The organism is Bacillus inaquosorum, from assembly GCF_023238325.1.
Lineage (GTDB): Bacteria > Bacillota > Bacilli > Bacillales > Bacillaceae > Bacillus > Bacillus inaquosorum.
The window spans coordinates 1,050,820-1,066,266 of record NZ_CP096592.1 but is presented as its reverse complement, the minus strand read 5'-3'; the positions used below and the strand labels follow the sequence as shown (position 1 = coordinate 1,066,266).

General features: G+C 43.8%; 9 protein-coding genes and 4 pseudogenes. 1 reads left to right on the top strand and 12 read right to left on the bottom strand.

All coding sequences use genetic code 11. The features are described from left to right. Window positions 1–6: 6 nt before the first annotated feature. Together M1M80_RS05040 and M1M80_RS05035 are read right to left on the bottom strand one after the other, a co-directional pair. The gene (locus M1M80_RS05040; protein ID WP_060398224.1) at window positions 7–1,443 is read right to left on the bottom strand and encodes a DUF6179 domain-containing protein; all 1,437 of its coding nucleotides are present in this window, start codon (window positions 1,441–1,443) and stop codon (window positions 7–9) included. A 2-nt stretch (window positions 1,444–1,445) separates the two neighbouring features. Continuing rightward, window positions 1,446–1,913: a DUF6323 family protein gene (locus tag M1M80_RS05035; protein WP_019713722.1), complete on the bottom strand. Its 468-nt coding sequence runs from the start codon at window positions 1,911–1,913 to the stop codon at window positions 1,446–1,448. A 275-nt stretch (window positions 1,914–2,188) separates the two neighbouring features. Between M1M80_RS05035 and M1M80_RS05030 the strand changes: the two genes are divergently transcribed. Further along, window positions 2,189–3,339, top strand: a protein-coding gene (locus M1M80_RS05030; RefSeq protein ID WP_134981034.1) for an IS3 family transposase whose coding sequence is annotated in 2 segments (ribosomal slippage) — window positions 2,189–2,462 and window positions 2,462–3,339 — 1,152 coding nt in all. Because the reading frame shifts where the segments join, the coding sequence is not laid out codon by codon here. 73 nt (window positions 3,340–3,412) lie between these two features. On the opposite strand, the gene M1M80_RS05025 is transcribed toward M1M80_RS05030, so the two are convergent. The 10 genes and pseudogenes from M1M80_RS05025 to M1M80_RS21795 form a co-directional block, all read right to left on the bottom strand. Beyond that, complete coding sequence (locus tag M1M80_RS05025; protein ID WP_060398944.1) at window positions 3,413–4,615, bottom strand: macrolide family glycosyltransferase; 1,203 nt, start codon at window positions 4,613–4,615, stop codon at window positions 3,413–3,415. Window positions 4,616–4,672: 57 nt separating this feature from the next. Then, entirely contained in the window at window positions 4,673–5,512 is an 840-nt protein-coding gene (locus M1M80_RS05020) for a sugar phosphate isomerase/epimerase family protein (protein ID WP_060398943.1), read from the bottom strand. Between the two features lie 28 nt (window positions 5,513–5,540). After that, a pseudogene (locus tag M1M80_RS21610) lies at window positions 5,541–6,380 on the bottom strand (thioesterase domain-containing protein); the annotation flags it as partial. A 123-nt stretch (window positions 6,381–6,503) separates the two neighbouring features. Further along, window positions 6,504–7,202 (bottom strand): annotated as a pseudogene (locus M1M80_RS21605) (polyketide synthase); the annotation flags it as partial. A 168-nt stretch (window positions 7,203–7,370) separates the two neighbouring features. Beyond that, entirely contained in the window at window positions 7,371–8,120 is a 750-nt protein-coding gene (locus M1M80_RS05010; protein ID WP_080429108.1) for a polyketide synthase, read from the bottom strand. A 23-nt stretch (window positions 8,121–8,143) separates the two neighbouring features. Continuing rightward, entirely contained in the window at window positions 8,144–8,905 is a 762-nt protein-coding gene (locus M1M80_RS05005) for an enoyl-CoA hydratase/isomerase (RefSeq protein WP_060398941.1), read from the bottom strand. After that, window positions 8,905–10,164, bottom strand: a complete 1,260-nt coding sequence (locus M1M80_RS05000; RefSeq protein ID WP_060398940.1) for a hydroxymethylglutaryl-CoA synthase family protein — start codon at window positions 10,162–10,164, stop codon at window positions 8,905–8,907. Before M1M80_RS05000 ends, M1M80_RS05005 begins: the two co-directional genes overlap by 1 nt. Window positions 10,165–10,182: 18 nt before the next feature. Next, a complete protein-coding gene (locus M1M80_RS04995; protein ID WP_060398939.1) occupies window positions 10,183–11,400 on the bottom strand; it encodes a beta-ketoacyl synthase N-terminal-like domain-containing protein in 1,218 nt (405 codons plus the stop codon). Next, window positions 11,397–12,041: pseudogene (locus tag M1M80_RS21800) on the bottom strand (acyl carrier protein); the annotation flags it as partial. The pseudogene M1M80_RS21800 and the gene M1M80_RS04995, both read right to left, overlap by 4 nt. 480 nt (window positions 12,042–12,521) lie before the next feature. Continuing rightward, window positions 12,522–15,341, bottom strand: a pseudogene (locus tag M1M80_RS21795) (type I polyketide synthase); the annotation flags it as partial. Window positions 15,342–15,447: the final 106 nt, after the last annotated feature.

The window sequence follows — 15,447 nt, the reverse complement described above, 5'->3', positions numbered from 1 at the left end:
TTTTAATCAATAAAACGATATCTCCTCATAGTCAATATCGTTGATTAAATGACCAATTGTAGTAATGCGCTCATCGTCTAACTGTTGCATAAACTCAATGTAATGCTCTTCCCACTCGCTCTTTGCTTTAGAACAGTCAGAAATAATGTCGGAGAAATCCTGAATACCTCCTCTTAACTCCTCATAAAATACTATTTTTGAAAAAATAGCCAATTCAATATCTCCGAAAGTTGCAAAAAGCGCATTGTATTCTTCATTAAACAGGGTACCTGAATTAAGTAAGTCTAGGTAATCATGGAGCGAAACAAAATGATCACGGATTAGTTGTACTTTTTCTTCTGTATTTTCACTTTCCATAATAGAGTTGACCAATTTACGCATTTGAATATCACTCATACGATCATTTTCATTTAGCAATAAAGTCATTGGTTTTTCGCTTTCTTCCATTTCTTTTATAATCAGCCTTTTAAAGCTACCAATTTCAGCTGCGTTATTAACTCTTTGAATTAATTCATCGCGGTACAGATTTATATAACTAATAAGTGCTTGATCCGTTGGCAGTTCCTCCTGTAATCGATTAAATGCTTCATGAATTAACTCCGCCCTTTGATCAGCATGACACGGTATTAACATTCGGCACAACTGATCATATTGAATTTCTGATATTCTGACTTGATTCGCTTTCCCACCGGATAACAGGGAAAAAACAGAATTATTTACCATTAACTCAAATATGTTAAATAACTCTATTCGATAATTAAAGCGACATATCTTCCCAAAATTAGCCAACACATACATTAGATCCTTATGTCTAAAAAAGTGACAGAATCTTGTCTCCATAAGCAATCTTTCTAAATACTGTTTAATATAAAAGACTCCCTGAAGTCGCATGTCATCAATGGCTAAAGGGTAGTCAATACTTGCCATGGTATTTTGGGCTTCAAAAATAATATTATAATTGTTCATAAAAACAGGTAATGATTCTTCAATAGTTAAATTATAGGCATCAACAGGTACATCTAATTTAATTTTTTTTAATTCCTTATACATTTGTTTGGCATCATCAAAATAACGGCGGAGCAACTTAACACCTTTGTCATGTATATCTTTTACACTCTCAGCGTTTAAATTTACAATAACCTCTTCAGGTGTTTCAAAATCAAGAGCATAGGCATCTAGGGCGTACAGTATGGAAACCATAATTCCTTCAGCTGTTTCTGTCGTGACCGACGTACTTTCCCCCTGGGTATACTGCCGGATCAATTGCTGCAGAATCTGCATAATCTCCGCCTGAATTTGGTAAGCCCTTTGACTAGTAATAACTCCCGCCTGTTGACCTTCCTGCAGCAGAGACAGCATATATTGACTTCGCTTTAATTTTGAACGGTCAATAGTATTATTAGAAACCGAACGAAATCGATTTTGGGTGTTATCTAATTCCACTTTTATTCCTCACCTTCAAATAATGACTCACGCCGCATCATATCCCTTCTGAAATTATCTGCGAGTTCTTCCATTTTACTTCTTAATAGTTCTATAGATCCTGCACACGGTCCGTTAAAATAATCCATCATCTGATTAATAAGTTTCACATCGCCAATCTTATCTTCCGTTTCATTTCTAAGATAATAAAAGATCTCCTGAAGCTCATTAAGCGTTTCAACATAATTATCTTGGTCCATATAGGGGGAAGTTGAAAACACCTCAATTAACTCCTTTAGCACTTCAATTCCCAGTTCAACTCGTGCATGGTCATGGAGAACTTTATTTCTCGAAACCACCAAATTTTTTACATCATTTGGTTTTAAAACCAATCCGTACTCTTTAGTTTTTTCATTTAATTTGAGCAGATCCACCATTGTTTTAGACTGTGGCGATAATTGAATCTCATTGAAAATCCGGGATAAATTCATAGTCCTTCTTCCTTTCTATAGCTGTCAAAAAAAGTGTTGACTTCCTTAAAGGATTATGATATTATAAAATTAGGTTCAATAATTATTATGAACAACCTATGTCAAATTTATCCCATTTGTGAATAGATGTCAATAGGCTAAGTTTTATAATTATAAAAATAAAAAACACATGTTCATCATGGGACTGACCCCATAAGATGAGACAAATAAAAAACACCTTCAAGTTTGAAAATGGATAGTTGTTATCCGAAATAAGACTTGGAGGTGTTTTTTGTATGGGAACAAGAGTGAGTTATCCGATTGAAGTCAAACAGAAGGCTGTAGAAATGAGATTGGCAGGCGTGCCTATGAAAGAGATCATGCAGGAATTGAATATCAAGAATAAGACGCAGGTTCAGACATGGGTTAGGTGGCATAAGGCTGGGGATACACATCGATTCGAACAACCTGTTGGTAAGCAATACACTTACGGAAAAGGTCCGGAGTATGCTTCCGAATTAGAGAAACTGCAGGCAGAGAACCGTTATCTGAGACAACAGAATGAAGTTTTAAAAAAGTACAACGAATTGGAAAGGAAGTTGATAGCCAAACGTCAGTCGAACTTGTAGAAGTATTGCACAGCACAATGACCGTACAGGATATCTGTGTTCATTTAGGTATCTCACGAGCGTCTTATTATCGTTGGAAGAAGAACCTGACGAAAGATCATCCCAAGTGCCATTTGAAAAAACAAATCGGCACGTTGTGCCGAGAGCACAAGTATCGATATGGATATCGAAAAATTACAGCTATATTAAAAAAGGGAATGCGTATTAACCATAAAACGGTTCAGCGTATCATGCAGAAAAATCAGTGGCAGTGCCGGGTTAAGGTGAAAAGGCGCAAGAAGAATGGGCAGCCATATGCCGTGGTCGATAATATATTAGATCGGAACTTTCAGTCTGATCATCCTCTTGAAAAACTAGTAACGGATATCACGTATTTGCCTTATGGACAGAAACAATTGTACCTTTCCAGTATATTGGATGTATACAATGGAGAAGTGATTGCTTTCACGATTGGAGATAAGCAGGACACAGACTTTGTCTTAAACACACTTGATCAGCTGCCAACACTGCCTCAGAACTGCGTGTTACATAGTGACCAAGGATCTGTGTATACATCTTATGAGTATCAGAAAGCTGTTAAAACAAAAGGCATTACCATGAGCATGTCCCGCAAAGGGACGCCCGCTGATAATGCCTCCATCGAATCGTTTCATTCCTCACTAAAGTCTGAAACGTTCTATCTTAACAGCATTGATCGAACCACGACCGCCATCGTAGAACGCACTGTCAAAGAATACATTTATTATTATAACAACATTCGTATTCAAACGAAACTAAACAGCCAATCACCGATAAGCTATCGGCAATTGGCTGTTTAAAAGGTGTTTTGATCCCTGTCTCAAAAACGGGGGTCAGTCCCTCATGAACATGTGTTTTTTATTTTGCAAATCCTCAGGAAAGAATTTTTTTCTTCTTAAATTCATATATAACCTCAACAGCTTTTTCATAACCCCCAGCTTCCTCAAAGGATTTTTTTATTTTTTTAAGATTACTTCGATATTCCGGTTTTTGGACAGTGTTAAATGCTTCCTTTATTTCGGCTGTTGTTAGTGTGTCTTTGTCTAGAATAACAGTCGCTCCCAGTTTAGCAAATCGATCCGCCATATAAGGTTGATCTCCTCCAATAGGCATTACTGCAAAAGGGACCTCATTATAAACCAAATCACTTGTAGTATTCAATCCTCCATGAGTAATAGCAACTGACGTATATTTTAGTATCTCTTCTTGCGGAACATAGTTTTCGAGAATTACATTTTCTGGTATATCAAAAGCAGATAGATCTGTATTATAAGCTGCAACGACCACCACAGTATTTTTTTCTTCACGAAAAGCATCGAAGAATACACTATAAATACCTAGGTTTACCTTATTAAAGGCCGTTCCTAAGGAAATAAAGATTACTTTTTTGTCTTTCAGCTGATCAAAGGGAAAGTCAATTGTTTCCTCTAACATACAAACAGGTCCCCCAATAAAGTGAAAGCTCTGATCATAATCAGAGTGGTCAGTGACAAAGTAATCTGATGTATATGCGATGTTCAAGTCGCCATAATGCGGTGTCATTCCCATTAGATTTGGAGTGTCTATATTAAAGGTTTCATTCATCCGCTGTACCATCGCTCTATATTCATTTAGAGCCGGATGATCATTCACTATACCCATGCCCACCATATTCTTATTCTTTGGTATCAATTCCTCTGGCTTGGCAAACACTGCATGGGAGGCTACAGTTGGCACTTTTAAAATTTGGCCAATGATGCAACCAATGGGATACATAGAATCATAAATTAGGTAATCAATTGATTCATACGCTATTACATCTAGAATATGCTGGACAACTTTTTCTGTTGATAGCGTCATCCTTAATGCCATGTCAAACAATTGTTGGTCTTTATTCAAGTTAGGATTTCCTTTAGGTAGTTTTGCATGCTCGCCTAGGCTTCTAAAAGTTGCTCCTGTTTTGACTATTTTCGACTGAAAATCATCTGTACAAAAGTAAATCACCCGCTCTCCTTGATTAACCAATGCTTTTACTAAACCTAAGGTTGGATTTACATGACCATGCGAAGGGCCGTTTAAAAACAGCACATTTGACATATGATTCTCCTCCTCTGATTATTTGCAGGTTAATAAAATACTATATTTAAGCCTGCTTTACCCTATAACTTCATTCAATTGCTCTCTCAGATGCATCATCCCTAGTCTTACGGCTTCTTTTGCATTTATATCTCCTTCATATTCAAATGAAAGGTAACCTTTATAATTATTAGACACCATCTTTGCAAATAATGACTTAAAGTTTATCACCCCTTGTCCATGCAATGATGGTTCGAAATGCCGTCCATCCGCACATCGCGTTCCAGTTTGATCTGATGTAACCTTCCAATCCTTTAAATGTGCATTCACAATATACTTCTTCAGCTTTTCATAAGCCTCCAGAGGGTCTTCACCTGCTACCAACATATTGCCATAATCAAGGGTCAATCTGAGCCCAGGGACTTGTTCAAGGATAGTTAATACTTCGGCTATACTGCAAAAGGGCATCTGGAGTGCTGAGTAATTTTCAATGGTTAGCACTATTCCCTTAGATTGCGCATAAGGAGTAATTTTCTGTAATGCAGAGATAATACGCGGAAGTGCTTGTTGTTTATCTTTTTCACTTGCAATAAGGTCTGGAAATCCCGGTACTAGCATTACCATCGGTGCGGAAAGCTCCACCGCCTGATCAATAATCCGTTGACTCAATGAAATATTCTCCAAAAAATTCTCTTCCTGCTGAGCCGCTAAATCGACAAAGGCATCAATACATGAAATCTTCATCTGATGCGTTTCCAACATCCTCCTGATCTCATCGCTTGATCGACTAAAATTAACCATCAATAATTCAATTGCATCAAACCCTTCATTTGCAGCAAATGCGATGACATCTTCCAAATTCATTTCACCTGACCGCATAAGAGAAACCATTGAATAGGTCATTAAACTAAATTTCATCACAATTTCATCTCCTCATATATATTTTTTATAAGTCATACAGTTTTTCGAATAACAAACCAATATCTGTTTGTGCATCTCGATCAAATAAGATTGTCATATGACTTGTTGACGATACATCCAACGTATGAAAAAGAGGCAACAACTTCTCCCATTCCGCCCAGTAACATGTATGATCAATAGTGATCTCATCTGCATCCGTTGTTAGATAGGGCATGAGTTCACCATAAAATAAGCCGCTTTGATTGCGGACATAATAGCAAGTAACCTCAGAAGCACGGGGAAGTGGTGACAGGGTATACTGATTCAGTTCAAAAGCCTCCTGCATTCGCAAATGACGTTGAAACAATTTCAATAATGCTGTCTCAGACAACGTTAAAGACAACCCCCGCTCTCTTCCTAGACGAATCAATTGCATCAAAAGCGACTCTTCATCGGTATGCTCAGGGATTTCTTTATGATGAATCAGCTTTTGTAAAATCCCATCTGCTTCTTTCCGATTACGATTTAACAAAGCCATATTCACAGCTTGTAATGCCCTGCTTTCGGAACTAAGCCGGATTTTTTCCCAACTGAATGGATCAGGCGTATCCAACATTACCAGACTTTGAACCGTCTCTCCCGCCTCCTGCAGTTGGCGGGTCACTTCATAAGCCAATACACCTCCTAACGAATAACCGCCTAAATCATAGGGACCCTCTGCCTGTTTGCTTTGTATCAATGTTACATAATAGGCGGCCATTGATTTCACTCCCTTTATGGGAGCATGTTCTGTCATATGCCCTGGTGCCTGAATACCATAAAACGGCCGTCTGCTTTTCTCTGCCAGCCATTGATATCCTTCAACCCCTCCACCTTCACCATGCAGCCAAAATACCGGCTTGCCAGTAAAATGCTGATTCAAATGGAGTAATTCCGGATAGGATGATTTGTTGGAAGGTGAATCAAAAGCCGGCAACATTTTTTCGAGCACTTCCCGTCTATTAACCAGGGTTTTCTCTTGCATCGCCCATTCTTTTTCTACTACCTCGGTTAAAGCTTCCTTTAAGGGGGTCACCATATGTTGCTTTAATAGCATCAACGATTCCCTCGGTTTTTCTGCCAACTCCCTCGCCATCTTAATGGCATAGGGCAAAACGTCCTTTCTGGGAAGAATGGGCACAACGGCTCCTCGGTCAGCTAGATCAGCGCCCTTAATGTTCTTTCCAGTAAATAAAAGTTCCTGGGCCAAAGGCTGCCCCAAAACTCGGGGTAAAATGAGAGTTGCTCCATCACCAGGCGTAAAACCATAACTCATATGGTTACAGGCATATGTACTTTCCCGGCTCATAATGACAAAATCACAAAACAGCCCCAGACATAATCCTCCTCCTAAACCATGCCCCTGCATTGCAGCAATGATGGGAACATCACACTCCAGCGGCATGCTATAAAGGTGGAGATCAGTCATTTTCGCCTTTCCCTCGTAAAGCGCTAGCAATCCTTCTTGTGTGCCGCCACAGGCAAAATAGGTATCATAACCGGTAAGGATTACCACCTTGCAGTCCATATTGGCACGCAAAGATTCAAAGGCTTGCATGAGTCCCGTAATCAATTCTGTTGAGAAAGTGTTTTTATGTATACGTTCCTGCATAGTCACCTGGACAATCCCCGGTTCAATCTCTTGAAGATCCACCACTGAATCTTGCATTGGCACGCCTTTTTCTTCATCATTCAATTTTCCTCTATCTTCCCCTTCAACTTGCTGTGACTGATTAAGAAATGACGCCAGTTCATCGTAAGCGTGTTGAACTGTGATATCGCCTGCTTGAAGGGCACGAAATATCGCCTTTGTATCCATGTCTGCCATTTGCTCCTCTCATTTTCCAAATAGGTTATTAATCCTCATCCTCACCTCAGGTTGATGAAATGTTTTTTCATGCATAAGGACTTCCTTTTCTATAATGGCAGGCAGTTCATTTCGGATAGGAGAAACCAAATGATCTTTTAATAAGACAAGGGAATACCTTGGCTTTTCTGCAATCTCACGTGCTAAATCAATGGCATAATCTAACACCTCCACCCTAGGCAAAACAGGGAATGGAATCCCTCTCTTTTCAAGTTCCGCTCCCCGATAAGTGCCGGAATTGATTAGCAGCTCCTCGGTTAAGCTAATTCCCAACTTTCTTGGCAAAATGCAGGTGGCTCCCATACCCGGTGTAAAACCATATTTCATAAAATTGGTTGTATAGACACTTTCCCTGCTTAAAATAACAAAATCTGCAAACAAGCCCATGATGAGACCACCTCCAATACCATGGCCTTGCATGGCGGCAATCACAGGAATATTACAGTTTAACGCCAAACTGTAGACATTTTTATCAGTAAACTTTTCTCTGCCTTCATGAATGGCCAACAACCCTTCCCGCGTCCCCCCTGAAGCAAAGTAGGTGTCATAACCGGTTAAAATCACCACTTTATAGGTATCACTGGCCTGTATCGCTTCAAAGGCATCAAGCAGGCCATCAATTAACGCCTTCGAAAATGTATTTTTGTGTTCCTGATCTTGCATCCTCAGTAAGACAATCTCTGGCCCCAACTCTTGAAAATGTACAACAGATGTCACTATCTCCACTCCTCTCTCATGCCGCTTCACTCCCATGGAAACTTCCCAGTTTCAATATAACGGAAGATGCCTGACAGATTTTGCGTGTCTGAAAACATCTCCTTATTAGCTTCAACTGCCAGAGATTTTGCTTCTTGCAAAGGGATATAGAGCTGATGGATATACTGTTTATAGCGTACGATTGCCCTTTTAGTTAACGGTTTTAGACGAAGCAGATGCTTACGGAGTAATGACTGGCTATTATCTTCATAGGCATCAACCAATCCCCACGCATCCGCCTGTTCAGCTGTAATGGACTTTGTCATAATGGTCAAATAGTTGGCTTTGGCCACCCCCATTCGGCGGATCAGAAAGGGAAGTACCGCTGCCGGAAAAACGCCAAACAACAACTCTGACAGACTAAATTGAGCAGAGCGTTCGGCCAATACAATATCACTGGCTGCCACAAAGCCAATGCCGCCTGCGTTCACCCGACCTCTGACATGAGAAATAGTAATAAAAGGGCCAGTAGCTAACCTTAGCCACAAATCATATAATCGCTCCGGGTTTCGCTCACGAACTTGTCCCCTTGTCATGGTGTCATGCATTTCCTGAAAGTCCGCACCAAAACAAAAAACATCTGGCAGCCCTTCCAGTACCAACAGAGTGATCGACTCCTCATAGCGATCCAATACATGATGGCACTCTTCAATCATCTGGTCATTGATGGTATTATTTTCCTTCGGGCGATAGAGCTGCAAATAACAAATGTCTTGTTCAATCCGGACATTCACCGTTTGATAGTCCATTATAACCACCGGTACTTTCGATGAAATTCATGAATCTCTTCCAATACTAAAAGTCCCTTCTCCTTACTCAACGACTTCGCCCCCGGGATAAGATCAAGATCCAGGCTTACATTGCGTGTACCAAATTTAACCGCACTGCTTCCTACTAATAATTCTTCATACTCTCCCATAGATAAGTGGTAGCGATCATTCAACTGTTCTTCCACCCGAAAACGTCTAAGCTTTTCTTTTCCTTGGGGAGTGACAATACCACTGTAAAATTCGGAACAACAGCCTGATCCGTAGGAAAAACACCCAATTCGCTTGGGTGAATCAAATTGCCCCTGGTCAATGGTGCTTAGCAAAGACAAGAGGACACTCCCCCCCATGATATTGCCCACCCGTTGGCAGTATTTCAGACCTGGCAAGACACGTTGCTCAAAATCTATCTCAATTTCTTTAGGTTTGGCTTTCACCATTTTTCGCATCATCGTCCGATGAGCCCCTTTGACCATGCCGCCAAAAGGCGTATGATAGCAGAGATACTGAAAGGTTTGTTGATAATCCACATCAACCACTCTGCGTTGGTATTCATAAAAGGTCTGTTCACAACAATCCAAATAGGAAAGCAAGGATAGATCCGCATTTCCGGCTTCACTATCCGGAATAGGGCGGCATGTGTCCATAACTTCATATCCATAATAGCCATTGGCGCCTACATCCATCTGGAACAGATAGGGCGTCTCACTAATCAGCATCGCTACTGCCCCCGCTCCACCGCTTGGTTCTGCATAGGACCAATCCTGAGTTAAGTCTTCACCGCCTTCAGCTACTAAAAAGCGTGAGATATCACTGGCAATCACAAGAGCTTTTGCACCGGGGGAGGTTTGAGAGAGAATAAACTGAACTGCCATTTGCAAACCAGCCGTGCCTGAATAACAGGCTTGCTTCAGCTCAAACATACGGCAATTACGGTTTAGGCCTAAGTAATGGTGAATATATGTACTCATTGATTTACCAAAATCAATCCCCGACTCAGAACAGGTAATCAATAGCTCGATGCGGTCCTTTTCCTCTGGCGATAACTCATCCACAATTGGTTTAGCCGCATTCACACCACATGTGACTGGGTCTTCGAAGGGAAGGGCCACAGCCTTCTCTCTCATCAGCAAATTTTCAAAGCGTGTCACATCCAATGACCTATGTTTCGCTAATTCCATCACATCCAGATAAGTCGTTCCGCCAAAAACATTCATCGCCTCAATGCCAACTGTTTTCATCCTCTATTCCTCCTGAGATCATCTTTCATTTTTGAGACAAACGGCTGTATTGATGCCCCCAAAACCAAAACTTAGATTAAGTGAATGGATAATTGGCACTGCAGTTTTCTCCTGACGTACCCAATTAAATGATGCATCCATCGGATCTTGTAAATTTCGGGTTGGATGCAGTTGTCCTGCTTCCATCTGTAGCAGTGTGGCTATTAATTCGACCACACCTGCTGCACTTAATCCATGTCCGGTAATCGATTTGGTCGCATTGATATAGGCATGGGTCAGCTCGCAATCTCTCAACGCCTGCAGTTCTGTCTCATCCCCAATAAGTGAACCGGTCCCATGGGGATTAATATAATCAATAGACTTAGATGAAAGATTGGCCTGACCTAATGCTTGTTGAATAACACGTTGTTCCCCTTCACGGGAAGGATTAGGATTACGGTTGCCATCCATTGCCCTGGCCCACCCCAACAGTCGTGCATAGGGTCGAATTCCCCGTTTTAATGCTGTCTCTTTCCGTTCAATTACCACTGCCCCACAGTTTTCACCATAAATAAACCCGTCCCGGTTTTGATCAAAGGGGCGAGCTGCCTCTTCCGGCTGGTGGGCATAGAGATCCGTCCCCATTGCCCCCAATGACCGAAAAGCATGGCACTCCATATACGAAATATCCATTAATGCGCCAAGAGCAATACAAGCATCCACCTGCCCGGATAATACCGCTTCACAGGCTTGGATAACGGCCAATTGACCACTGGCGGAAGAACCGCCAATGGTACAGGCTAACCCCTTGATATTAAATTGTTCGGTGCACCAACCGCAGACATCACTGTCCATAAAGGACATCCCATATGTAGGAGAGATAAAATGCGGCTTATGATGATAGGTTTCAAAGATGTTAAACATCTCCCTTTGTTGCATATTGGAGCCGCCCACAATCAAGCCAATCCTCTCAGCTGGCACGTGATCTAATTCCGCTTCCTGCCATGCCTCCATCAATGTGAGCAATGCTGCCTGACTGGTAAGGGATGCCCTTCGCCACCGTTTTTTAACACTATCATCCTGATAAATCAGTTCCTCGATTTCAGCTCCGATAAACGCTATCTCCTTTTGTCTGCCCGGCCTCTTCATTTGACCAAAGGAATGCTTTCCCTCTAGCAATGATGAAGAAAAATCCGCTTTGCCCTGACCGATAGCGGATAGTACACCGATCCCGGTAATCACCAACTCCGTTTTCATTTTCTAATGTCTCCCCTTTGCAATAACTGATCAGCTTGTTCTATATCGATCTCACCAGCCTGTACACTTTGGATAAGCTTTTGCAATTGGAGGGGAGCCGAATCGGCTGTTTTATCTTCCATTTGCTCAGCTAATTGACCATGTATGAAAGCGGCAAACTCGCGAAGATAGGGATATTCATAGATGGTATTGGCGGTAAGCTCGACCCTATATCGTTCATTTATCTTCTGGATCCATTCCACACCAATAATGGAATCCAACCCTAATTCAACCAGCTCACCATCCAAATCAATATCTTTCTGATCCATGGAAAGAGATTCTGCCAGACTGGCTACCAGAAATGATTGTATTGCTTCAATAGTATTAGTGACTGGCGGTTCATCTTGTTTAGGTGTTGGTTCGATGGCTGGCGCAGGATCAATCTTAGGAGCGTTTTTGGCATCGCTTATGTCTTCTCGAACGAAAATCCTCGCAAATTTGTGAATATTGGGATATTCATAAATGCTATTAACCGTAAGCGATGTCTGGTATCGTTCATTTACTGCCTGGATCCATTCCACTCCGACGATTGAATCCATTCCCATTTCAATAAACGGCATTTTACGATCCACGTTGTCTAGATCCAATACTTCCTTTAATATCGTTACCAGCGTTTCTTCAATGCTCTCGACATCCCGTTTGTTCGAATTTCGTTTCTCTTCCTTAGTTTTATCTTTGGCTAATCCAGTTAATTGGATCGCTTCTGGCTTGGCTATTGGTTCAGACGACCATGTATTTGGATTTGGCGTTGTCAAGTGTTGTAGGACATGTTGTCTGAAACCCTCTTGTTCAATTTCCTCCGTTTGCTTCCTGACAGGATGCATGGTCTCTTCGCTTGACAAAGCCATTTTTTTCCGGATGGAGAGCGGCATCTCTTGTTCATTCTCCACTACCCAATAGGTATTTCGCGCAAAGGGATAGGTCGGCATATGCAAACATTGGGGATCAGTGCCAGCAAATAAAGCGGCCCAGTCCATCTCATATCCCTGACAATACATCGACGCCAAAGCCATTAGATTTTCTTGATATTGTTGGGGCTCCTTGCGTACAGCATGGCTTTCCTGCAATAAATTAGCGATATATTTTTTAATGGCCGATTGCCCCGTAAATGAAGCGGGCACCTGACCCTGTAATAGATTGGGTGCATCTTCCTTATTGATGGCCTTCTTTAAAGCAAATAGTGCATCTTCACGGCCCTGAACCACCATAGCCCATCGATGACGAAAATGCTGGCGACCCTGCAAAAGGGTATAACTAATTTGTGAGAGGTCTGCTTCCTGACCCTCTGGGCTTTCCAAAAAGGCGATCAGGTCTGTTCGTTTTTCTGTTAAGGCCTCTTCGGTCTTCGCCGACAGGGCCAGCAGGTAATAAGGAAGCGACGATTTTTTCGTTGCCTGAACCTCTTTAGGATAGCTTTCTACCACCAGATGTACATTGGTTCCACTCATGCCAAAGGCGCTTACCGCCCCCCGGCGGGGGGTGCCCGCGCTGTCTTTCCATTCCCGATTCGTCTTATTTACATAAAACGGGCTGTTTTTCCATTGGATATACCGATTTTCCTGTTCACAATGCAAGCTGGCCGGGATGGTCTCATGGCGCATGGCCTGCACCATACTGATGAGACTGACCAGGCCTGAAGCGGCAAAGGTATGCCCAAAGTTGGTTTTTGTGGAGGTAATCGCACAAAAACCTTCTTTGTCTGTATAGCTTCTAAAGGCATCCCGCAGGCCATTGATTTCCACCGGATCACCCAGCCGTGTGCCCGTCCCATGGGTAACAACATAGGACAGGGATTCGGGGTGAATTCCATACTGATCATAGACCGAACGGTAAAGCTGGGCTTGTACCACCCCATTAGGGGCTGTAATGCCGTTGGTTTTGCCATCATGGTTGATGCCGCTGCCGCGAATCACCGCATAGATGGGATCTTTGTCCGCCTCGGCTTGGGAGAGGCGTTTCAGCACCACCACCGCCACCGCTTCCCCTGGCACCATGCCATTGGCGCGCTCATCAAAGGCATAACACCGCCCATCTGGGGATAACATTCCCGCCTGGTCGATCGCTTCCAGTGTCTGCGGCATCAGGATCAGATTCACCCCAGCGGCTATGGCCGTATCACAATCCCCCATACGCAGGCTTTGGCAAGCCTGGTGCAACCCGACCAAGCCGGAGGAGCAGGCGGTATTGATCGCCATATTGGGACCATTGAGATTCAGCACATAAGAAAGCCGTGCAGCCAAAATGGCATCATGGTTGGCGGTAATGGGGCCCTGAAAGCCACTGAGATACTGGTAATCCCCGTTTTCCACACCAACAAACATGCCAATCCGGTGGCGTTTGATCTGCTTTGCCCCGTAACCCGCATCCTCTAAGGCTCTCCAAGCTTCCTGAAGCAACAGCCGCTGACGTGGGTCCATGCTCTGGGCTTCCCGCGGGGAAATCTCAAAAAATGCGGGATCAAATTCACTCGCTCCCGGCACTACACCAAAGCGCCACTGTTCCCCCTCTTCTGCCCAACGGGCTGCTGGTTGTACCTGTTCTTCTCCTTTGACCAGATGCTCCCACATTTGATCGATCGTGCGTGCCCCTGGAAAACGGCCGCTCATCCCAATCACCGCAATCGGTTCTAGTTCCTGCTGTGCCTCCGGCACCTGAGGCTTCGGTTGGGGTGGTTGCTCTGTTCGCTTTTCTGGCATTGCTGGCTGTGGCTTAGCCTTCTGCTCTCGCTGCCTATCGGCCGACATCGGCGATGATGGCTTCTCCATCGTCGTTCCTTCCCGATAAAAGGCGGCCATTGCCTCCGCATGCTCCGTCTGATAATAGTCAGCCAGCTTACCTAAGGTAGGGTAGCCAAAAAATAGAGCCGGGGTGATCTCCACCTGATAATGGGCCGTCAGCCGCTCGGCAAAGGTCGCCAGTGTAATCGAATCAAAGCCAAAGTCCGCCAGATTACTCTCCAGATGCAATTGATTCCGCGGGATCTGCAAGAGGCTCGATGCGATTTCCTTTAGGTCCCACTCCACACATTGCCGCACACTTAACCCTTTCATTTCCTCACGCCGGCCTTGACCTGCCGGCAAATTCCGGGCAACCAGCCGCTCTGGTGATGACTCACCTGCGGCCGTCTGGCCCAGTCCTAAAAAGCGGTGCACCCGATCCGGTTGACCTTTCAGCACCAAATGTTGGGTGGACGCCTGGCCCAGCAAGCGTTCAAAGAGTGCCAGGCCTTCTTCCGTTTCTAAGGCCTGTTGACCGCTTGAAGCGAGATACATATGCGTCTGTTCATCGTCTCCTAATCCCATCCCGCCTTCTTTCCATAGCGGCCATTGAATCACCAGGGTCTTACCGGGATAGACCGTTTGCCGTTGATAGGCATAGGCCATGAGGAAGCGGTTGGCCATCGCATAGTCTCCCGCTCCCATATCCCCAAGAATGGCCGATGAGGAGGAAAAGTAACAGACAAAGTCAAGGGATTCCGGGGCTAAAACTTCATCCAGCACCTGCGCCCCTTGTACCTTAGGGGCTAACACGCACGCAAAATCGGCAGCGGACTTGGCAAAGAATGGTTCTTTACTTGCCAGTCCCGCGGCATGGATAACGCCATCGATTCCGCCAAAGCGTGTCTTTGCCTTCTGTTGCACATCCGCCATAGCCGCTCGATCACAGACATCCGCCTGGCAATAGATCACGTGGCTGCCCGTTCCTTCCCACTGTTTGATTTCAGCCGCTAAGGCAGCGGATAAAGGCGACCGTCCCGTTAACACCAGATTGACGGATCGCGAGCGGGTGAGATTGGCGGCCAACCGGCGGCCCAATCCCCCACCACCGCCGGTGATGAGATAGGTCCCCCCTTCTTTGATCAGCCCTCGCCCTTCACCTTCGGTGGTATCCGTCGGCTCCATCCGGCATACATGCCGCTGCTCTCCCTCATAGAGCACACTCTCTATAGCCGGGCTTGCCAGCTCATCAGCTAGCCTATTGAGCCACTTGGCCATATCCATTTCTGGT

Bases quoted from the DNA above. Each gene is read 5' to 3' on its own strand.
- M1M80_RS05035 (WP_019713722.1), bottom strand. From the start codon at position 1,913: ATGAATTTATCCCGGATTTTCAATGAGATTCAATTATCGCCACAGTCT.
- M1M80_RS05025 (WP_060398944.1), bottom strand. From the start codon at position 4,615: ATGTCAAATGTGCTGTTTTTAAACGGCCCTTCGCATGGTCATGTAAAT.
- M1M80_RS05020 (WP_060398943.1), bottom strand. From the start codon at position 5,512: ATGAAATTTAGTTTAATGACCTATTCAATGGTTTCTCTTATGCGGTCA.
- M1M80_RS05005 (WP_060398941.1), bottom strand. From the start codon at position 8,905: ATGGACTATCAAACGGTGAATGTCCGGATTGAACAAGACATTTGTTAT.
- M1M80_RS05000 (WP_060398940.1), bottom strand. From the start codon at position 10,164: ATGAAAACAGTTGGCATTGAGGCGATGAATGTTTTTGGCGGAACGACT.
- M1M80_RS04995 (WP_060398939.1), bottom strand. From the start codon at position 11,400: ATGAAAACGGAGTTGGTGATTACCGGGATCGGTGTACTATCCGCTATC.